Source organism: Luminiphilus sp. nBUS_16 (genome assembly GCF_051201645.1).
In the GTDB taxonomy this organism is placed as follows: Bacteria; Pseudomonadota; Gammaproteobacteria; order Pseudomonadales; family Halieaceae; genus Luminiphilus.
Map to the genome: position 1 here is coordinate 2,716,034 of NZ_CP179205.1, position 18,532 is coordinate 2,734,565.

The 18,532-nt window shown below is 52.3% G+C and carries 19 protein-coding genes; 6 read left to right on the forward strand and 13 right to left on the reverse strand.

Features of this window, described 5'->3' with window-relative positions:
• Nucleotides 1-127: 127 nt before the first annotated feature.
• Nucleotides 128-574: an Lrp/AsnC family transcriptional regulator gene (locus ACMAY6_RS12135; protein ID WP_435212181.1), complete on the forward strand. Its 447-nt coding sequence runs from the start codon at nucleotides 128-130 to the stop codon at nucleotides 572-574.
• A 326-nt stretch (nucleotides 575-900) separates the two neighbouring features.
• Entirely contained in the window at nucleotides 901-1,629 is a 729-nt protein-coding gene (locus tag ACMAY6_RS12140) for a formyl transferase (RefSeq protein WP_435212182.1), read from the forward strand.
• Here ACMAY6_RS12140 and ACMAY6_RS12145 read toward each other — a convergent pair.
• Genes ACMAY6_RS12145 through ACMAY6_RS12155 form a run of 3 tightly spaced genes read right to left on the reverse strand, consistent with a single transcriptional unit; the run spans nucleotide 1,626 to nucleotide 4,871 of the window.
• A complete protein-coding gene (locus ACMAY6_RS12145; protein ID WP_435212183.1) occupies nucleotides 1,626-2,840 on the reverse strand; it encodes an acyl-CoA dehydrogenase family protein in 1,215 nt (404 codons plus the stop codon). The genes ACMAY6_RS12140 and ACMAY6_RS12145 overlap by 4 nt on opposite strands.
• Nucleotides 2,841-2,851: 11 nt before the next feature.
• Nucleotides 2,852-3,802 carry an NAD(P)H-dependent flavin oxidoreductase gene (locus ACMAY6_RS12150; RefSeq protein ID WP_007236428.1) on the reverse strand — a complete coding sequence of 317 codons (951 nt, stop codon included), beginning with the start codon at nucleotides 3,800-3,802 and terminating at the stop codon, nucleotides 2,852-2,854.
• Nucleotides 3,803-3,830: 28 nt separating this feature from the next.
• Nucleotides 3,831-4,871 (reverse strand): glutathione S-transferase family protein, encoded by a 1,041-nt coding sequence (locus ACMAY6_RS12155; protein ID WP_435212185.1) that lies wholly within the window; start codon nucleotides 4,869-4,871, stop codon nucleotides 3,831-3,833.
• A 154-nt stretch (nucleotides 4,872-5,025) separates the two neighbouring features.
• Between ACMAY6_RS12155 and ACMAY6_RS12160 the strand changes: the two genes are divergently transcribed.
• The 4 genes from ACMAY6_RS12160 to ACMAY6_RS12175 all read left to right on the forward strand — a co-directional run bounded on the left by ACMAY6_RS12160 (nucleotide 5,026) and on the right by ACMAY6_RS12175 (nucleotide 8,368).
• A complete protein-coding gene (locus tag ACMAY6_RS12160; RefSeq protein WP_435212186.1) occupies nucleotides 5,026-6,069 on the forward strand; it encodes a glutathione binding-like protein in 1,044 nt (347 codons plus the stop codon).
• Nucleotides 6,070-6,138: 69 nt separating this feature from the next.
• Nucleotides 6,139-6,783 carry a hypothetical protein gene (locus tag ACMAY6_RS12165; protein WP_435212187.1) on the forward strand — a complete coding sequence of 215 codons (645 nt, stop codon included), beginning with the start codon at nucleotides 6,139-6,141 and terminating at the stop codon, nucleotides 6,781-6,783.
• 163 nt (nucleotides 6,784-6,946) lie between these two features.
• A complete protein-coding gene (locus ACMAY6_RS12170; RefSeq protein WP_435212189.1) occupies nucleotides 6,947-7,729 on the forward strand; it encodes a RhlG family 3-oxoacyl-ACP reductase in 783 nt (260 codons plus the stop codon).
• 342 nt (nucleotides 7,730-8,071) lie between these two features.
• Entirely contained in the window at nucleotides 8,072-8,368 is a 297-nt protein-coding gene (locus ACMAY6_RS12175; protein WP_435212191.1) for a YebG family protein, read from the forward strand.
• Between the two features lie 10 nt (nucleotides 8,369-8,378).
• Here ACMAY6_RS12175 and ACMAY6_RS12180 read toward each other — a convergent pair whose 3' ends face one another.
• From ACMAY6_RS12180 to ACMAY6_RS12225, 10 genes are all read right to left on the reverse strand, one after another.
• On the reverse strand, nucleotides 8,379-9,137 hold the full coding sequence (locus ACMAY6_RS12180; RefSeq protein WP_435216023.1) for a pseudouridine synthase: 759 nt from the start codon (nucleotides 9,135-9,137) through the stop codon (nucleotides 8,379-8,381).
• A 26-nt stretch (nucleotides 9,138-9,163) separates the two neighbouring features.
• Nucleotides 9,164-10,102: an alpha/beta fold hydrolase gene (locus ACMAY6_RS12185; RefSeq protein ID WP_435212193.1), complete on the reverse strand. Its 939-nt coding sequence runs from the start codon at nucleotides 10,100-10,102 to the stop codon at nucleotides 9,164-9,166.
• Nucleotides 10,103-10,469: 367 nt separating this feature from the next.
• Nucleotides 10,470-12,146, reverse strand: coding sequence for a sulfatase (locus tag ACMAY6_RS12190; protein ID WP_435212194.1), 1,677 nt, complete (start codon nucleotides 12,144-12,146; stop codon nucleotides 10,470-10,472).
• Nucleotides 12,143-12,580, reverse strand: coding sequence for a DUF1330 domain-containing protein (locus ACMAY6_RS12195; RefSeq protein WP_435212196.1), 438 nt, complete (start codon nucleotides 12,578-12,580; stop codon nucleotides 12,143-12,145). Before ACMAY6_RS12195 ends, ACMAY6_RS12190 begins: the two co-directional genes overlap by 4 nt.
• Nucleotides 12,581-12,610: 30 nt before the next feature.
• Nucleotides 12,611-13,237, reverse strand: a complete 627-nt coding sequence (locus ACMAY6_RS12200; RefSeq protein ID WP_435212197.1) for a hypothetical protein — start codon at nucleotides 13,235-13,237, stop codon at nucleotides 12,611-12,613.
• 103 nt (nucleotides 13,238-13,340) lie between these two features.
• Nucleotides 13,341-14,054, reverse strand: a complete 714-nt coding sequence (locus ACMAY6_RS12205; protein ID WP_435212199.1) for a hypothetical protein — start codon at nucleotides 14,052-14,054, stop codon at nucleotides 13,341-13,343.
• 72 nt (nucleotides 14,055-14,126) lie between these two features.
• A complete protein-coding gene (locus ACMAY6_RS12210) occupies nucleotides 14,127-14,789 on the reverse strand; it encodes an enoyl-CoA hydratase/isomerase family protein (protein ID WP_435212200.1) in 663 nt (220 codons plus the stop codon).
• A gap of 374 nt (nucleotides 14,790-15,163) precedes the next feature.
• A complete protein-coding gene (locus tag ACMAY6_RS12215) occupies nucleotides 15,164-16,291 on the reverse strand; it encodes a glutathione S-transferase family protein (RefSeq protein ID WP_435212202.1) in 1,128 nt (375 codons plus the stop codon).
• Nucleotides 16,292-18,112 carry an arylsulfatase gene (locus ACMAY6_RS12220; protein ID WP_435212204.1) on the reverse strand — a complete coding sequence of 607 codons (1,821 nt, stop codon included), beginning with the start codon at nucleotides 18,110-18,112 and terminating at the stop codon, nucleotides 16,292-16,294.
• Nucleotides 18,113-18,116: 4 nt separating this feature from the next.
• A complete protein-coding gene (locus tag ACMAY6_RS12225; protein WP_435212206.1) occupies nucleotides 18,117-18,494 on the reverse strand; it encodes a hypothetical protein in 378 nt (125 codons plus the stop codon).
• Between the last annotated feature and the right edge of the window lie 38 nt (nucleotides 18,495-18,532).

Genomic DNA, 18,532 nt, shown 5'->3' on the forward strand with positions numbered 1-18,532 from the left:
ATCGGGAAAAACATTGTGCCCAATTTAAGCAAGGTTCGCGCAAAAATCGAAACACAGTCTCTTTAAATAGCATTTTTATGGTTTAATATTTTAATTATCCTGTAAAAACGATACGGACGGCGAAATTATGGACAAGACAGACCGATCTATCCTTTCCTACCTTCAAGTCGATGCCTCGCTGTCAGTTGGAGATCTCGCCGACAAGGTGAGTATTTCTAAGTCTGCCTGTTGGCGCAGAATTCAAAAGCTAGAGGAGCGCGGCGTAATTCGCGGCAAGGTCACCCTTTTGAACGCCAACGCACTTGGGCTAGACCTCACTGTATTCATTTCAGTTCGCACCAATCAGCACAATGAGCCCTGGGCAAAAAATTTTCGCGCAACGGTCGAGGACATTCCGGGAGTGCTCGAGGTCTACCGGATGGGGGGCGACGTCGACTACCTTATCAAAGCTCTAGTGCAGGGCATGTCGGGTTACGACAAGCTCTATCAAGAATTAATAAAAGCTGATCTTTACGATGTCACCGCCAGCTTTGTCATGGAGGTCATCAAGGAGACGTCTGAATTGCCCCTTTAAATGAGACGCGCTTTAATCGTTGTATCCGGTGCACCCGCAGCGTCAGCGGCCTTTGGCGTTTCCACCAAAAAATTGCCTTTTCACGGAGGTTTTAGATTCCTAATTGAGCAATTGAGTTGCTGGAAAACAGCAATCCAAACTCAAGGTTTGAACCGCAGCATGACGGATTCTGCCGTGTACTGCATCAACGTATGACCGGTAAACTGCTCAGGCCTTGGCTTCGCGGGAAGAACGCTAGGGCGAGAGGTTGACATGAAGGAAGCCGCTAAGCGTTCCGACATGACAGGGCCCTTGAAATCATCGACTTGGGTAACGCAAGGAAAATCATGAACCTCGTCTTTTTGGTGAACTACGATCTGCCGGCGTTGCTGGCGCTAAATCGCATTGTGCCCGCCTGCACGGCACACAACATTCAAATTTTTTACACCCAAAAATCAATCTCAGATTTGTGCCCGGCCCTTAAGCAACTCGGTGAATTTGAGGTCAAGGCGCTAGAGGCAACGTCAAACTTAATGAGCTTCCAACAACTGGGTGCTATCGCCTTGAATGCAATCAATACCGACGACTTTTCCCGATACGCTGCCACGAAGCCTGATGTCGTCGTGAGCATACGGCACATGTCCATTCTTCAGGCGCCGGCCATCGCCGTGCCCAAGTTGGCCATGCTCAATTTACACTCAGGGCTTTTACCCGACTACCAAGGTGTGATGTCTGCGTTTAGGGCCCTTTGTCATCGCGAAATAACCATCGGAACCACCCTTCACACCATCGAGAATGCTGACATCGACAGGGGGCCTGTCATAGCCAAGTCACAAACCCCCGCGCAATTTGATCAGTCCTATTTGTGGAATGTCTTGAACTTATACCGCGAGGGCAGTCGAAACGTGATTGAGGCCATTACGCAACTCAAATCTGGGATACCACTCACCTCAAAACCCCAGCAAGGCCGAGGCCGGTACTTCACGTTCCCTACCGCCACAGAAATCGACGCCGCGCCGGTATCTTTATTCGCCCAAAGCGATGCCGAGCACCTAGATCACTTTCTAACCGACTAGCCGTTTAGCTCTCGAGCCGTCATTTTGCCCAGCTGAGACATGTGCACCTCATCGGGGCCATCGGCAATTCGGGAAAACCTCGCCAAGGTAAACACTTCAGGAATCAAGGTGTCCTGACAAACCCCCATACCGCCATACACCTGCATGGCCCGATCAGCCACCTGCTGCGCCATATTGGGTGCCACAATTTTGACCATGGAGATATAGGGCCTCGCCGCTTCCATGCCCTGAGTATCCATGACGTGGGCAGCCTGTAACGTTAGCAGTCGAGCCTGCTCAATGTCACAACGACAGCGGGCAATCTCGTGTTGCACGCTGGTCTTTTTAATCAGCTTTTCGCCAAAAGCTACCCGCTCGTCTGCTCGGGCGCACATCAACTCAAGGCAGCGTTGCGCCAAACCCACCAGCCCCATCGCATACTGAAATCGACCAGGCCCAAGACGGCCCTGAGCAATTTCAAAACCGCAGCCCTCGCCTTTAATCATATTGCTTAACGGCACCCGAACGTTATCGAATAGAAGCTCGGCCTCACCACCGGGGGAGTGCAGATTGTCGAACACTCGTAATTCTCGAACCAGCTTTACCCCGGGGGTATCCCTGGGCACTAAAATCGTGGAGTGCTGGCGGTGACGGTCATTTTCCGGGTTAGATTTACCCATAACCAACATAATTTTACAGCGCGGATTTATCGCATTAGTGGTCCACCACTTGCGGCCGTTCAACACATATTCATCGCCATCGCGCCTAATTTCCAATTCCATGTTGGTGGCATCGGATGACGCTACCTGGGGCTCTGTCATAGCATAAGCACTGCGAATTTCGCCTGCCAGCAAAGGGTTAAGCCACTGCTCCTGCTGCTCCAGCGTGCCGTATTTAGCCAGCACTTCCATATTGCCCCGATCGGGAGCATTGCAGTTGAAAACTGCCTGAGCCCAAGTCACCTTGCTCATAGTTTCAAACAACGGTGCTATCTCAACGTTGGTAAGGCCAGGACTCCAAGGCTGGTATTCATGGGGTAGGAACAGATTCCACAAACCCTCGTCCTTCGCCTTTGCCCGCAGTTCGTCAAACCAAGGAGGCGTTTGCCAAAGATTGTCCTGATTCAGTGTCCAAGTATTCCAGTCATGCTCACGAGGGTATATGTGAGCCTCCATGAACGCTTGAAGTTGCGCGTTGATGAGCGACACTTTTTCGTTAACTTCAAATCCCATACTCACAAACCTCAGTTGTTGTAGCTATCAGCCAGTCGGCTTACCACTTGGTAAAATTCTCCGATGGTGTCCTGCACGATGTCGGCAGCACTTTTAACTTCATCAATGCGCCCTGCCACCTGACCCGACAGTGGAATCGCCGCCTCCATATCACCCCCGAAGTAGAGATCGGGTATCTTCGCCATGTGCTCCATAATATTAAACGCACCCATGGGCTCTAGCATTGTAGTCCGTTCCGTACGCAACGCCCGCAAAGCCGGACGGGATTGCTGGTTTAGGAACACCGTACCGGTCTCTTTTGCCGCAACCACGGCCTGCTTCCAATTGTCGTGCACCGGCGAGTCAGCGCAGCTAAGCATTCGAGTTCCCATTTGCACACCCTCAGCACCCATGGCAAAGGCACCGGCCATAGACAAGCCGTCACACATACCCCCAGCGGCAATAATAGGCAGATCTGTTCGCGAACGAATGAGCGGCAACAGCACCATAGTCGACACCGGGCTCGGATTTTTAAATCCGCCGCCTTCACCTCCTTCAACCACAAGACCATCCACACCACAGTCGATGGCTTTCAGCGCCATATCGAGAGTTGGCACCACGTGAAACACTTTGATGCCCGCTTCTTGAAAAGCCGTTGTACAAACATTGGGGCTGCCCGATGAGGTGGTCACAAACTTAATATTTTGCTTAATCACAAAGTCCACAATGTCGGTGCCCTTAACGTAAGACAACGCAACGTTCATACCAAAAGGCTTGTCGGTGAGATCGCGCATTTTTGCAACCTCGTTGCGAATATTGTCGAACTCACCCGAGGCGGTTTCGATAACCCCCATGCCACCGGCATTGCTGACGGCGGAAGCCAGCTGGGCCCGCGCAATCCAGCCCATAGGGGCCTGTATGATGGGGTAGTCCGTGCCGGTCATTGCCGTCACACGATTTTTAATAGGCACTGCTTTGGTCATGTTTTACCTCAAATACATTAGTGTTTATTCACGCGAGTGAAAGCATCATTTCCACACCGGTTCCCTGCAGCAGCTTATCAACAGCGGCACGGTCTACATCGCTCAAGGCCCGGTAACGCTCGTTAGTCCACGCGAGGCACTTAGCCTGATAAGAGAACGTCTGTTGCGTCCAGCGAGCGCCATCAATTTCAGACTCCCATGTTTTGTCACCGGCTTGCACAGCCTGGGCGTTGGCCAGCTGAGCCGGGGCATAAACACGCCCTATTTCTTGCATCAAGTCGCGTAAGCTTTCAGGTTGATCGCCCAACTTAACCCAGTCCTGTGCCTTCGGCTCATGACCGCTCTGGTCGTCCATATGATCAACCCAAGCTACCGTCCGTGGGGACACCTCATGGGCAATGGCTCTAGGCGTAGGATCAAAACCCACCAACTGGGTGAGCTGACCATAGAGACCGAAGTCTCCTGCGCCAGGGCGGTTCCCCAACATAAATTTCTGATGAGCCAAATGATTTTCCATGGCGGCCAAAAATCGTCGATAACTAGCATCAATCACCGGTGCTGTGGTGTCGTTAGAACCCACCACATAAAGACGACTAATCTGGCGTTCTGCCACCCACTGTTTGAGCTGGTCATGGGCATCTTTGGGCAGACTTACGTCAAAGCTATAGGGCAACAGTGTGCCTGCGTTGTCCGCATCTACCTTGGGATACCAGCGATAGTGAAACATGTACTTGGTACACCACTCGTCAGCAAAGTCCTCAATCAGGTAATCAATAAACGCTAGTGCTGGGTCGTCAGGCAGTACCGAGCGACTGGAAACCATTTTCTCTAGGCGGCGGATAATCGGCGTAGAGTCGGTTACGGCACGAAGTCCGTTCTCTTCCTCAAACAGGAAGGTAGGCAGAAGGCCTGGTCTGGGTTTCTCAACCCCCAATGCATCGCACACCTGCTCGGGCTGTCCCCATGTAATTGCGTAAGACAGGCGACGGTAGCGCAAGAGCGCCAACATTTTTTGGGTATAGGGGGAGCCTGTGTCCCCGACTAAACGAATTGGTTGCTGTTGCGTCATATTCACCCTCACATGGTCTTCACTGAGTTTGTCAGTCTATTCTGCGTGTGATCCTAGGGTATATATTGACATATATACTGCCATTATGTAACTTGCCCATGCACTATTTCCGACAGCCACACTGACACGCGACCGCAAAAGAAGGGAGTGCGCCATGTACAGAGGCGACTATAAACTGATCGGCAGCGAAATGAGCTTTTTTACGCGCAAGCTGGAAGCCCAGCTGCGATTCCAGCAGATACCCTGGCATTATTTGTTTAAAACCGAAGAGCGCAGGACCGCCTTAGAAGCAAAAGCGGGCACTCACTTTGTCCCTTTACTGATGACCCCTGACAAGTGGTTGATTCACGACACCATTTCCATAGGACCAATGCTCAACGAGCGCTTCAGAGAGCGCGAGGTTATCCCTGAAACACCACTGCAGCGTGCCTGCTGCTTCATTTTAGAAGACGCCTTCAATCACTGGTTAGGCCGGGTTTGCGTGCACTCTCGCTGGTGCTATCCCAGTAACGTAGCCTGGGTCGGCCCTCGTTTCGGGGCCAATATGATGCTTGATAGGTCTATTGATGTGCCATTTTCTGAGGTAGAGCTGGAGCAACTCGGCCCAATAGGGCCAATGATGTTCGAGAGCTTTGGCAGAGGGGTTTGCGAAATCAATGGTGTGGGGCCTGATCAGGCTGTTGCCGTAAAAAGCGATTTCAAGAGAATGTTGCACGCTTTAGCGCAGCACTTTTCCAGCAACCCGTTCCTACTGGGTGACAGGCCTTGTCTTGCCGATTTTGCATTGGCGGGAGCCAGTAAAGCGCACTTTATCTGTGATCCAGAACCGAGAAGCTGGCTGGGAGAACACCGTGACATGTTGTTGAAATATACAGAACGCTTTTTTGACAGTTGGCAAAGCAAGCTCCCGCTCTGGCCCGCCGATGACCAGGTACCGGACAGCTTGCCCGTCGTGCTGGACTACCTCCAAGGCAGCTACTATCAGTCGGCACCGGCCAATATTGCAGCTGGCCTTGCCGGGGAAAAATATTACGCGTTCGATTACGGCTTTGGTGCGACAAGGGCACGCACTCAGAAACGTTTAAATGTGGCGAGACTTCATGTGCAGGATGAGCTTCAGCGCCTAGGAGCAAGCGAAAACGCCGCGATTAAGGCGCTGTTTGCCAATCGTGGGATCCTGGAACACTATCTAGGCTGAAGCCGAAGACACCCCAAAAACGTTCGTCAGCGGCCTAACGATAGCTCGGCAATAGCAAAGGTAATGATCATGTCCATGCGATTAAAAATTTGGTTAGTTCCGGCTCTGCTCTACGTCCTGTTTTTTGCCTGGTATACCGACTTTGGCGGTCCTTTGAGCGACGATGAGGTTGATCACTATGTAGCCGCCATGGAGAATAATGGCAGACCCGCCGAGTTGGTCGCCTTTATGAAAGCATTCGCCAAGCAAGACACCGGACGTCAGTTCCTGATGGTGAACAATATTGACATGAACGAAAATCCACCCGATGTCGAGGGCGCCGAACCCGGCGAAAGTGCCGCCGATCTCATGGGGCGTTACATGGCGCATATGATACCGGCGCTCCTCGCCCGGGCCTGCCACCCTGTATTAATGGGCTCCGCCGTCTATCCGTCGATGGATCTTGTGGGTATCGAGGGGGCAGAGAACTGGGACCAGGCCGCGTTATTTCGCTACAAGAGTCGCCGTGCGCTCCTTGAAATTGTGACCAACCCAGCCTTCAACGGAAAACATCAGTTCAAAACGGCGGCCCTCGAAAAAACAATCGCCTTTCCCATAGAAACCAGCCTGTACCTTAGCGATCCCAGATTACTTCTTGGGCTTTTGCTATTGGCACTAACCGCACTGATCGAGAACATCGTAATGTCTCGACGGCAGGCAACAGGTCACCCTTAACCAACAGCGAGGCTGAGCCGAGGGGCTCCCCCCTCAAACCTGAGAATCATTTACGATAGAGGCGTGCTGTGGGACATGTCCACAGCAATAGCTGACTTTCGGTGCACTGCAGCTTTTTCAACGCCAGTCTAAAACCGCAAGCACCCACAACAAGGAACGAACAATGATCGAAGCGTTATTTTCCATGCAGGACAAAATTTGCGTTGTCACCGGCGGTAGCCGTGGCCTAGGCGCTTCTATGACTCAAGGATTTCTTGAGGCGGGAGCGAAGCGCGTCTACATTACTGCACGCAAGGCCAAAGCCTGCATCGACGCCGCAGAAGAACTGAGTCAGTACGGTGAGTGTATTGCCCTCCCCTGTGACCTCTCTACCGCTGAAGGTCTGCAGACGCTGGTTACCGAACTCATGTCTCGGGAACAGCATCTCGATGTATTGGTGAACAATGCTGGCGCCGGTTGGGGCGCGGCGTTTGGGCAGTTTCCGGAAAAGGGCTGGGATAAGGTGATGGATATTAATGTCAAAAGCCCATTCTTCTTAGTACAAGCTTTGGCTCCCCTATTGAAAAAGAATGCCACCGCTGAGCACACCGCCAGTATTATCAACATAGGTTCGATTGCCGGCATCGTCGGAAGCGCCCTCGACAATTTTAGTTATGCGACTTCCAAGACCGCCATTCATCAGCTCACCCGTATACTCTCAACAGAACTGGCCAGCGACCATATCCGTGTTAATGCCATCGCACCCGGCCGCTTTTATTCAAAAATGACCGAGTTTCTGAGTAATGATCAGGAGGCCTTCGAGGAGGAGTTGCAGACAATCCCTATGCGTCGCTGGGGTGAAGCGCGTGACATCGCCGGAGTTGCCATTATGCTGGCTTCACCCGCAGGTGCCTTTATTACTGGCCAGATCATTCCAGTTGACGGCGGAACGTCAGTGATCAATTAATCCAGCGAGCCCAGCGGACATGTCTGCGTTTACATAGACACTACTAACCGGAGTGTTGCGCTCTGGCCCCATGTTTAGAGCATCCCTGACGGGGTCGAGTGTTTTAATCGTGATACCGCAATTACCGGTCGCCGCAGGGTCGCCACCCTTTGGGTTATAACTAACCCGTCCGCCAGTAAGGACCCAAGGGGCGGCAGTCATTGCTCAGAGCAGCGATTCACTTCAACCCAATAAAGCTCGATGGCAGCAGCACCCAACTAAGTTCAGGTATAAAATCGCTTGCTATTAATACTGTACATATATACAGTTAGTGCATTCCTAAACTCACACACGAGGTGATTTGTGGCCGTAGTAGCAATGTGGAAATGTGATCGGGACGATGCCATGTTCGGTAGCAAAAAAGACGCTGATGCCCATGACAAAATGCTGGAGCTAGCAGACGGCTTTCGCACACTGTTTGAGACTCAGATCGAGGGCATCAGTGAACAAGATGCCGAGAATATCGGGCTGCTGCTCTCTATGAATAAACACGTCCTGATTGCCGCCTGTAAGGGCAATCCGGATTTATTAGGTGGTATTGGTCGCGACAACGAAGAAGAAACGGCATCTAACATTACACCGCTAACAGCCAAGGCATAGCGGTGAGGCACTAGGCCGGGCAGCCTGAACCTGAAGGCATGACCTCTCGGTAACAGTGCTGCACACCCAAAGCATTCAGCTCAGACAGGGTCAGCTCCCGCCAGGCACCTTGTGGCAGCTTTAGGTCAAGGGATAAGGCGCCAATCGACAGTCGATGCAGGTTCAGCACACGATTGTTGAAATACCCGAACATGCGTTTAATTTGGTGGTATCGACCCTCGACCAGATCTACCTCGACCTCAAAATCAGAGAGCCTTCTAATTTCAGCTGGGCGAGTGGTGATGTTTTCAAATGCAAAATACAAACCGGCCGCAAACCTCTCGCGGTAATTCGAACTAACAGGTTGTTCCAGCTGCACCCTATAGGTTTTAACAACCCCACTTTGCGGGCTGGAAACACCCCGCGACCAGCGCCCGTCATTGGTAAGCAGCAGTAGCCCAGTGGAATTAAAATCCAAGCGACCGACAATATGCAGAGCCTTTGCATAGGGGGCCGACACCAGGTCGAGGACCGTAGGATGCTGCTCATCACATGTAGCACTGACCATTCCCGGCGGCTTGTGCAGCATAATGTACCGGGGCTGCTCAGCCTGTAGAACCCTATGGTCTAACACCACGTGTGTAAACGGTCCTACTACCTGGCTGATTGATTCCGCCGCCAATCCGTCCAACAAGATTCGGCCCTGGGCCAGCAGTTGGTGCACATGGCTGCGTTTAATGCCCTCACGGGAGACGATGAAGCGATCGAGTCTTGAACGTTGCGATTTCATTGCGCGCAAGGTTAGCACCTACCTCGTCAAGGGTTTCCTAGAGCCTGCGTCAGACTGTTCGCAACGACAGCCGCTTGCCCGAAAGTCATATTGTGATTCGCATCTTCGATCGTAATAAGTTTCAGCTGGGGTAAGTCCTTGGCCATTTGCACGGCTCCCGAATAAGGGACTATTTTATCCGCAGTCCCCCAAATGGCGGTGACCGGAATATCTGTTTTACCCAAAATTTTATAACGCTCAGACAGATCGCCCATAGGGAAGTTGCGCAACGTAGACAGCATAGCGTCTGTGTAGCCTACATAATCAGCCTGCGCCTCAAATTTAGGGAGCATGTCTTCCGGGGCTCTACCTGCCCGCACTTCCGCCTCAATGCCTGCGTACGCATATTGTTTGCCCACAAGGGTGGAGAGCCACTCGCCCAATACTGGCGCGGCCATTATTGAGAGAGAACCGTTATCAGGCATATAGCCCGCAGGGGCGATCAACACCAGCTGCTTGATTTGTTCGGGATGAGAAGCGCTGTAATCGACCACATTGGCACCGCCCATGGAATAGCCTACCAAGGTCAGGGGGGTAGCAAGTTTCAAGCCTTCAATTAGTGACGCTAACTCACTTTGGTACAGCGCAGAATCGTAGGCCACCGCCGGACGATCGGAAAAACCACGACCAAAATGGTCGTAGGTGATCACCTGATAGCCTGCTTCCAGCAAATAGGGCGTGACTTGCTCCCATACAAACTTAGGGGTACTAAAACCATGGACTAAAATAATGGACGGCGCCTCAGGATTGCCCTCACGCGTGTATGACAGAGCACCCCGCTCGGTCTGCAAATATAAGCCACCCAATTGTTCGCGCGCCTCGGCGTTTAACTCCTTCAATCCGGCGCGTGTAACGACGTAAGCCCCCGCCGCAATGATCAATAAAATAACGACAGTCCACGCAAGATATTTCAAAAACCGACCCATTGCAGAGCTCCACTGCGACTAAGGCTAAAAGCGTAGCACAGTACCCACGCCAAGCTCCGACGACGAAGGCATAAGTTACTGTCCAAGCCGGTGGCTTTTCCAACGCCCCATAGAGAAGCATAGAAGCGTCGCCCACCCCCACGCCGCGAAAAGCACCGTCCATTTCTTTTAATAGCAAGTCGTAATCCTGCTGCGTAGCCGGCTCGACACTCATCCATACGCGTCCGGTGGCAACCTCGACAACTTCCATATAAGAGTTACGACCGTAAGGGACGGCAATGCCACCCTCCGCTAATTGCACCTGCATTAAATTTTTCAACGATGTCATCGCTGTATCTCAGATGAACTGCAAATCGGAAATAAAGTGCTAGTTGGGGGTATAGACGTACTCGTCACCTTCAACAAATTTCTCCGCCAGCGTCTTATCAACCATCACGGCAAATTGCGTGATCGATTCATACAACGGCCCCCTAGAGATGGCTTGGTGTGCCGCCAGCAGCGCACTCAACTCATTGAGTTTGTCGCTGCGGCTAGCGGCAAGGTTAATGTGCTCCGTAGGATCATCCGCTAGGTTATACAACCATTGTTGTCGGCCATCAGTGGGGCGATCGTTAACCTGTAACTTCCAGTCACCGTGGCGCACCACCTGGTAGTGCCCGTTTTGCCAGAACAAGGTGTCACGAGTCCAGTCGTCTGCCCCCTCGCCTGTAGCCAACGGCAACAGATCTACCCCGTCAATAACGACCCCTTCGGGCTCTGAAGCACCGGCTGCGGCAGCCAGAGTGGGCATCACATCGATGTGGGCAACGGGCTCATTCACAGAAATACCGGGGGCGATTTTAGCGGGCCATCTCACGAATAACGGCACCCGCAGGCCACCCTCAAACATGGTGATTTTAAAGCCGCGGAACGGGCTGTTCACTTCAGGGATACCAATATAACCTGCACCGCCGTTATCACTAGTAAATACCACTACCGTGTTGTTTGCGATGCCCTCCTCCTCCAGCGTGTCTAGAATGCGGCCCACACTGCGGTCAACCGCGCGAATCATGCCCGCATATACCCGTTTGCGATGAGGCTCAATACCCTCAAGGGCATCAAAGTCCTCACGGGTGGCTTGCAATGGCGTGTGAGGCCCCCAGTGGGCAAGGTAAAGAAAGAAGGGGCGGTTCTTATTGGCCTTAATGACCTTAATCGATTCGTCCGTCCAATAATCTGTCAGATAACCACCGGGCTTAAATTTGTCGGCCTCGCCAGAGTTATAAGTCGCCGAAAACCCCATACCCGCCCAGAGAAATTTGTCGATGGGGTCAAAGGAAACCCTCGCGTTCACCACATTAGGGTCGTTCTCCGGCAAATACATACCACTTTGCATCAACAGGCTGTCATCAAAGCCTTGCTCGTGAGGTGCCATACCGTTTTCTCGACCAAGGTGCCATTTACCAATATGGGCCGTGTAATAGCCCTTCGCTTTAAGGGTTTCTGCGATGGTTACCTCGGAGGCCGGCAACCCTTTGCGCTCATAGGGCGGCTGGCTTTCCTCTAGGGCCTGATCGTACAGAGAGGGAGGCAAACCGCTGTCCATGCTTTTGCCAACGGCAGACACCAGCTTGATCATACCGGCTGGTGTGGGGGTGAACTCGAAGCCGGTGCGGGTTGGATAGCGACCGGTCATCATCATCGCTCGCGATGGCGCACAGGTACTGGCACCGGAATAGGACAGCGTAAAAACAGCCCCTTCGGCAGCCAAACGGTCAATGCTCGGCGTTTGCATACCGCCCACGCCGCCGCCGAAAGTGGAAATATCGTTGTAGCCCAGATCATCCGCCACAATAAGGACAATATTAGGCGGTCGCTCATCCTCCGCTGCCGCCGGCACTGCAGGCCCTTTCTGCCAGGGAATTTCTCGGTTGGGGGCGACATCGGCATATCTCTGGCTCGTCGTATATTTTACCAGTGCGATCAGAATGTCCGCTCGCTTAGACCAAGCGATACCACCAACCACTGTGGCGACAACCAATAAAGAAATGAGGAGTTTTTTCATCGGGACACACCCTCCACCCACTGACCCTTAAAGCCGGACGTTTCGATATTGAGTTGGCCTGCCAACCCAGCAGTGCGGTGCACACCAATTTCCCGCATATTCTCGGACTGCATTACCTCTAGCATGACCTGACGTGAGGGCCATACCGCCAGCGCTACCACATCCCACAACTCTTCTACCTCACCCAAGGCCAGGCGTTCCACGTCACCTTCGAAACCAATGCCACCGCCTATGCCATGAAGTAATTTCTTGATGCCAGCTTCATACAGCTCGTAAGCCTCGCGTCCGGTGAGATCAGTTTCTCGGCCATCCTCATACTCAGCTTTTTCCTTGAACTTGATGAGATTGACCATGCAGATTGGGCCCTCGGCGCCTGGCTCAAGGAAGCCCTTTATCTGCTGTTCGTTGGGGTAGACTTTGTTGACGAATTCCATTGCTATTCCCTCTTCTCGCATTAATTAGCGCTAGGCCAAAGCCAGCTGCAATAACGTCGCGCCAAGCGCTAACAACAGGCCGACTGTTATCCGTGGTGAGGCGTACAGCGCCACACGCTTTTGCATCGGGAAGGCAAAGGTTTGCTTCATTGCAGCAATCTTATATTTGTGGATCTTGGCAAACTCGGCATCTGCAAACGACAAGAGAATCACATCCCGGCGCGAGCGATAACGCACAAGCCCAGCCATATGCCACCCGGGATTTTCCGGCGTGTTCCAAGCATCCAAATAACCACCCACGGCTTGCCCCGCTATGACGGGATGTCCTGCTCTGCGTAATATCTTGCCCATAAACGGCTGAGTGTATTCAGTGAGCAGCGCAGAAGCCTTGATGTCCTGTCCTGTGTCCGGATGAGTCACCGGTGAGGCGTTAAATTTAACAAGGTTAACCATGATGAACTCCTTGCCATCATCTTCCTCCATAAACCTGCGAAGCGTGGCAACCTCTCCCGTACTCAAGCCGTTTTCGGCGCTTTCCTGAAAGACCTTTGAAAAATGGGAAATTTCATCTGGAGTCAGCGGCCTCCTTAACCCGTCATACCAAAGACGAAATGCCAGATAAACGACCAAGGCTATTACCCAAATTGTCATCATCATGACTTAGCTGCTCCGCGCCACTTCCGAATGCTTTCTAAACCTGTGAGACCACCTCTGGCCCGCACGTGTGCTGTAAAAACCACCACCGTTTCGTCCCCCGTAACTACTTTGCGTTGGCGAAAAACTTCATCCTCTTGCCCCTGGGCTCTGGCACTTTGTGTGCCTCGGGCAAGGTGCAGAGCCTATTCATATGCGTAGTGCTGCCGTCGGCATACTCCCACACCAACTGCTCACCCGAAGGCTCTTGATGAAGGTAACGCTTAACCACTAATGGCCCCCAACCAAAAGCATGAAAGTCCAACACACCGTCATTCCAAATCATGCTGGCTGAGGAACGCATGCAGTAATCGTTATCGCCAATACTGAACAACACCGACCCTTCGGTATCGTTCGTATTGAGACCCGCCGTACTGTTTGGGCCGTAGTCGTGGATAACTCCGCTGGTAGTCACTACGACACGGCTACCGCACTGCTCCACCCTTTCCACATGGCCCACATGGCCACCCTGCACCCCAATCCAGAGACCTCGGATATCGTCGGCACCCTCAGGTAGTGGCTCGGTACACTGAGCCAAAATAGGCAAGGGGAAATGGGTGTAGCCACAATTGGGGGTATTGCCTTTCGGTATATCGGCCGCCAGTAGCCCACTGCCGTCAAGCTCTGGTAGCTCACAATAATTCAGCAGGCTGCCGTCCCCTGCCAGAGTAGCCGGATCTATAGTCAGTGGCGGTCGCGAGGATAAAAATCCCAGCCAAAAAATAAAGAGCAATAAGCCAAGCGCGGCGGTGAATAGCACGGCAATAACTTTCTTAATCATGAAGACGCCCAACCCGCCAAGAGATAACGCTCGGTTGTTAAAATCCGTCTCGATCGCGGCGACAATGGCATGCTAGCTCGCCACCAGAGCATCAGCCACAGGCCCGAACAAGGTTTGCTTAAGCATTTTAAAAATGCCCGGTTCCTTAGTGCTCAACTGCATGGCCAAAGCTTTGGCATGCTCCAATAGCTCTTCCAAGGATGCTTTGCCGTCAGAGATCCCTGCCGCGATCGCCTCATCTGCCGTATAACGTTTGCCCGTTAATACGGCATCGCGAGTGGTATTAGGGGGCAGCTTGGCATGTAAAATGCCCATCATCGCAGGTGGAATGGGCACACCCACATCCACCTCGGAAACGGAAAACCAACCCCGATCTTGCCGCATAATGCGATAATCACAAGACAGCGCCAAGAATGCCCCCGCGGCAAAGGCATGGCCGTTTACCGCTGCAACTGTTGGACAGGGCAGCTTAAGTAAACGTTGGTGGATCTCACCCATACGCCGGCTAAAAACTGCCATTTCATCAGGAGTAAGTGTCACTACCTTTTCCAAGTTGAGGCCATTGCAGAAAAATTTGCCCGCACCGGCAAGCACTAACGAGGCACCGCGGTCACAATCACCTTCAACCTCAGCCAACAGCTCCAGCATGCGCTGCTGCCAGTCTGGGCAAATGGTGCTGGACTCCTCGTCCATCGTAATAAGATGGAGACCGTCCTCTTTAGCGTGCTCAATCATACTTCTTCATTCTCTCCACATACTTTTGAAATAACGAAGGCCCTTGAGTTTCAAGCGCAAGCCAAAGCCATATCGCTTGTGAAGTGGCCCACCTGAATCCAATAAAAATCCCTGTGGAATCACGCAATAAATAGCGACGAGAAAACCGACTGCCGGACTTTATATTAACGCCCACTTTCTTCGAGATTCTCATTTGATTGCTATCTTGCCGTCGCGTCAAACAACGGCATTTTGACCCGCGCAACAGTCGGCAATCGCCCCCACTAATTATTATGACATTCAATATGCCATATAAATGGAGTAAGGAAAATAAAAAGATAGGCTAAAAAAACCTACCCACAACAAAGGTGTTTTTTAGGCTTAGCCTGGGGGTGTTACAACCACACCTCAAGATTATCTGCTCGGCCTATTGAGCGGTCGAGTTTGATTGACAGCATCTCGTGCATACCACAGGCCTGCAGCATTTGCTCCACCGATGCCTGCTCAGCTAGAGGCAGGCCGGCATAAATCGCCTGCACTCGCTGCAACAGGTAAAAACGGTAAGGCGAGGCTAAAGCAGTGATCGTTTGGCCTCGCACACTGAACTCAGCCCTACCCACAAGATTGCCAAGCCGACCCACTGCAGTCGCCCCTGCTTCGGGCTGCTGTTGACCCAACCAGTCATTGATTCTCTCAGCAGCAGCGCGAGTCTCGGGCACAAAGTCTTCCGCCACTGCGCGCAGAACCGCCATTAGCGTTTCGGGTACCTCATCGTTCTCCAAAAAGTCAGTACCGGGCGTAAAAAACTCTGGCACATCTTGGTCTGCCCGATTCATGCGCTCAACCCAACGGTACACCCGCGGGGCACGCTTCTGCATCAATGACGCCGGATAGGGATCTCTTCCCAAGTGCGCATACATGGGCGCAAGCAATCCGAAATCGCCGATACAGGGCTTCCAACCCAAAAGATAGGGGTAGTGTTCAAAGTGCCTATTGAGGACATCGAGATACTCTGTATAAAGCGTCTCTACTAACGGCTGAGATTGCTTGGTAACGCCAAATACTTCTGTGACCTGACGCATTCGGTTCATCATATGCTCGGTCTTTTCGGCGCGCTCTGGTGTATCCCGCTGAGCGTACAAAAAATGATGGTGCACAAATTGAAGATTTTCTGCTGGGTAATTCCAGCGGTAGTGCATAGCCGGCCTCAACAACCCATCGTGCCCAATCACGTCGAATAAAGCACTGATAATCTGCTGACAAGCCCCCTGTGGCTGGCTGGGGCGGCCATTGGCCGATTCGAAGTGCTCAATGATCGCCGCTCCGTCACGAATAACCTCTCCGCTGGGAGTAACTAGCGTCGGTATTGTCGCGAGCTTGCCCTTGGGCAGCACCTCAGCCTTAAAACTTTCATGTCCGGTAGAGAATTCTTGAAAAGTAATGCCCTGCTTAATGAGATAAGCGCGGGCCCGACCCGAATAAAGTGAGTGAGTAAGGGCATACAAACGGTGCAGGTTTGTCATCTAAGCGCCTCCTTTTTTCATTCGATAGGCGACAAAAAAGGGTAACAACAGCAGCACGGACAGTAGGAATATCAATACTCCCTCGCGATACTGTGCTTGCAGGGTGTTGGAAACTAACTGTTTGACTTGTGAATAGCCTGTAGGCAAAGGTAGCACCCCATTTTCTTGCTCAAAACGCTGATAACGTGACAGCATGCGCTGAAAAATTATCGGCGAGGTGCTCGCTAGATCCACCGTCTCTCCCGGATCTTCAACAATATTGAACAGACGCCACTGCCCATCGCCTAGAGGCGGCTGATTAACCACGATTTTATAATCGCCTTGAAATAGAGCCCCATGACCCGTGAGTTCGTAACCTACCGCATCATCCTCGGTATAAACGTGATCAGCCTCCCCTCTTAGGATGGCTGTCAGATCGCGACCGGTCATAGGTAATACCTGCCGTCCTGCGTACCGGTCGCTAGGCTGAGCCACGCCAGACAGCGCAAGAATAGTGGGAGTAATGTCAGTTGCCCAGGCAAATGCAGCACTTAGTTCACCGGCCTTCTTTACGGGTTTGCCAGCAATAATGAGCGGCACCCGCATGCCACCCTCTCCCGTATAAAATTTATAAAACGCTAAAGGACTCGCTGAGGCACTGGCGAAACTGGGGCTGATGGTGTTGAAACTGCCCTTCAAACCAAGACGGTCGTAGTCTATGTGATAACCCAACTGGCTAGGACCAAGGCGTGCAGGAAATGCCGTGGGGTTGGGAGAACCACTACCCTCGCTGCCGTTATCCGAGGTGAAAATAAAAATGGTATTTTCGTATTGCCCCCGTGACTTCAGATATGACACTAGGCGACCAATATGAAAATCCATGGCCTCGATCATGCCAGCATAGACGGCCATTCGCTTAGCTTCATAGCGCTTGCGCTGCTCATCCAGAGCATTCCAGTCATCTGTAGTCATCATGTCTACCATCGTGGTAGTCGACCCTACGATGCCCAACTCCACTGCCCTCTGCCGTCGCTGAGTACGCAGTGAGCTCCAGCCTGTGTCGTACACACCCATGTATTTATCGATGTATTCTTGGGGCGCTTGCACCGGCATATGCACTGCCTGAAAGGGCACATAAGCAAAGAAAGGGCTGCCGTCTTGTATATTGCTATCGATAAACTCAATCGTCTTATCAATTAGGTAGCGTGAGGAGTAAAAATCATCAGGCAAGTTCAGCCTGTTACCGTCAGCAAACCAATTAGCTTGCTCGTATATCGGCAGGTAAGGTCGCTGCTCCCAGTTATCCGCGCCCGAGTCCATCAAAGCCACCGTGCGCTCAAAACCCCGCCTGCTAGGACGCTTATCCGGTGAGGCACCCAAATGCCATTTGCCCGCCATATACGTGTGATAGCCAGCACCCTCTAACAAAGTAGCCACAGTCACTACGTTGCCCCCCAGCACGCCTTGGTAATGGGCCTGTGTACGCTGCTCAGGTGCCAACATTTCAGGAATATTGGGCACCCCGGCAAGGTGGTTGTCGACGCCGGTAAGCAACATGGCCCGGGCTGGAGCACAGTTCGCTGCTGTATGGTAGTTGGTAAATCGCAACCCCTGCTCTGCCAAGCTCGAAAGCGTCGGCGTATTCACCTCGCTGCCGTAAGGCGCAATATCGGTATAGCCAAGATCGTCTGCGAGAATAAACACAATGTTAGGTGCCGCAGCTGTGACAGATGCGGCATTGACGGATGCCTGACTTTCCTCGTCGGCTTGCACTGACATCGCAGCCAAGAACAACAATAACCGCGCGGGCCTGCTCCAATGCGAAACACCCCAGCTTTTCACAGACTCACGCCTTATCCGCTAGACGACGCGATGCCACAAGTAAAATAATGGAAACAACCACCTCTGGACCAATCAAATCCAGCGCCAAGGTCGCATCGTGAAATAGCCACGCCAGCACACGGCCCACTGCCGTAAATGATAGCAACATAATAGGAGGGTAATACCAGCAGCGACGTCCACTGATGAGGGCTATGAGTATGCTGCTTGCCAAGGTTAAAAAGAAAGCGGACATATCGCCAATCTGAGAGCTTAATCCCACACCCTCAGCCAAGGTTAAGCCAAACATTGGGACGATACCGGCGGGAGCCACTAGCCAGCGTAAACCGGTCACTAGAAACATGATGGCAGTAACCAGTACCACACCACTTAAAATTTTATTCATTGCGTGTTCTCTATAGTCAGAAATGGATGCGCATTATT

What these genes read in the sequence shown, in the direction of transcription:
- ACMAY6_RS12215 (WP_435212202.1), bottom strand. Translation starts at nt 16,291, where the DNA reads ATGACAAACCTGCACCGTTTGTATGCCCTTACTCACTCACTTTATTCG.
- ACMAY6_RS12135 (WP_435212181.1), top strand. Translation starts at nt 128, where the DNA reads ATGGACAAGACAGACCGATCTATCCTTTCCTACCTTCAAGTCGATGCC.
- ACMAY6_RS12195 (WP_435212196.1), bottom strand. Translation starts at nt 12,580, where the DNA reads ATGGAATTCGTCAACAAAGTCTACCCCAACGAACAGCAGATAAAGGGC.
- ACMAY6_RS12170 (WP_435212189.1), top strand. Translation starts at nt 6,947, where the DNA reads ATGATCGAAGCGTTATTTTCCATGCAGGACAAAATTTGCGTTGTCACC.
- ACMAY6_RS12225 (WP_435212206.1), bottom strand. Translation starts at nt 18,494, where the DNA reads ATGAATAAAATTTTAAGTGGTGTGGTACTGGTTACTGCCATCATGTTT.
- ACMAY6_RS12140 (WP_435212182.1), top strand. Translation starts at nt 901, where the DNA reads ATGAACCTCGTCTTTTTGGTGAACTACGATCTGCCGGCGTTGCTGGCG.
- ACMAY6_RS12145 (WP_435212183.1), bottom strand. Translation starts at nt 2,840, where the DNA reads ATGGGATTTGAAGTTAACGAAAAAGTGTCGCTCATCAACGCGCAACTT.
- ACMAY6_RS12150 (WP_007236428.1), bottom strand. Translation starts at nt 3,802, where the DNA reads ATGACCAAAGCAGTGCCTATTAAAAATCGTGTGACGGCAATGACCGGC.
- ACMAY6_RS12190 (WP_435212194.1), bottom strand. Translation starts at nt 12,146, where the DNA reads ATGAAAAAACTCCTCATTTCTTTATTGGTTGTCGCCACAGTGGTTGGT.
- ACMAY6_RS12205 (WP_435212199.1), bottom strand. Translation starts at nt 14,054, where the DNA reads ATGATTAAGAAAGTTATTGCCGTGCTATTCACCGCCGCGCTTGGCTTA.
- ACMAY6_RS12200 (WP_435212197.1), bottom strand. Translation starts at nt 13,237, where the DNA reads ATGATGATGACAATTTGGGTAATAGCCTTGGTCGTTTATCTGGCATTT.
- ACMAY6_RS12165 (WP_435212187.1), top strand. Translation starts at nt 6,139, where the DNA reads ATGTCCATGCGATTAAAAATTTGGTTAGTTCCGGCTCTGCTCTACGTC.
- ACMAY6_RS12160 (WP_435212186.1), top strand. Translation starts at nt 5,026, where the DNA reads ATGTACAGAGGCGACTATAAACTGATCGGCAGCGAAATGAGCTTTTTT.
- ACMAY6_RS12180 (WP_435216023.1), bottom strand. Translation starts at nt 9,137, where the DNA reads ATGAAATCGCAACGTTCAAGACTCGATCGCTTCATCGTCTCCCGTGAG.
- ACMAY6_RS12155 (WP_435212185.1), bottom strand. Translation starts at nt 4,871, where the DNA reads ATGACGCAACAGCAACCAATTCGTTTAGTCGGGGACACAGGCTCCCCC.
- ACMAY6_RS12185 (WP_435212193.1), bottom strand. Translation starts at nt 10,102, where the DNA reads ATGGGTCGGTTTTTGAAATATCTTGCGTGGACTGTCGTTATTTTATTG.
- ACMAY6_RS12210 (WP_435212200.1), bottom strand. Translation starts at nt 14,789, where the DNA reads ATGATTGAGCACGCTAAAGAGGACGGTCTCCATCTTATTACGATGGAC.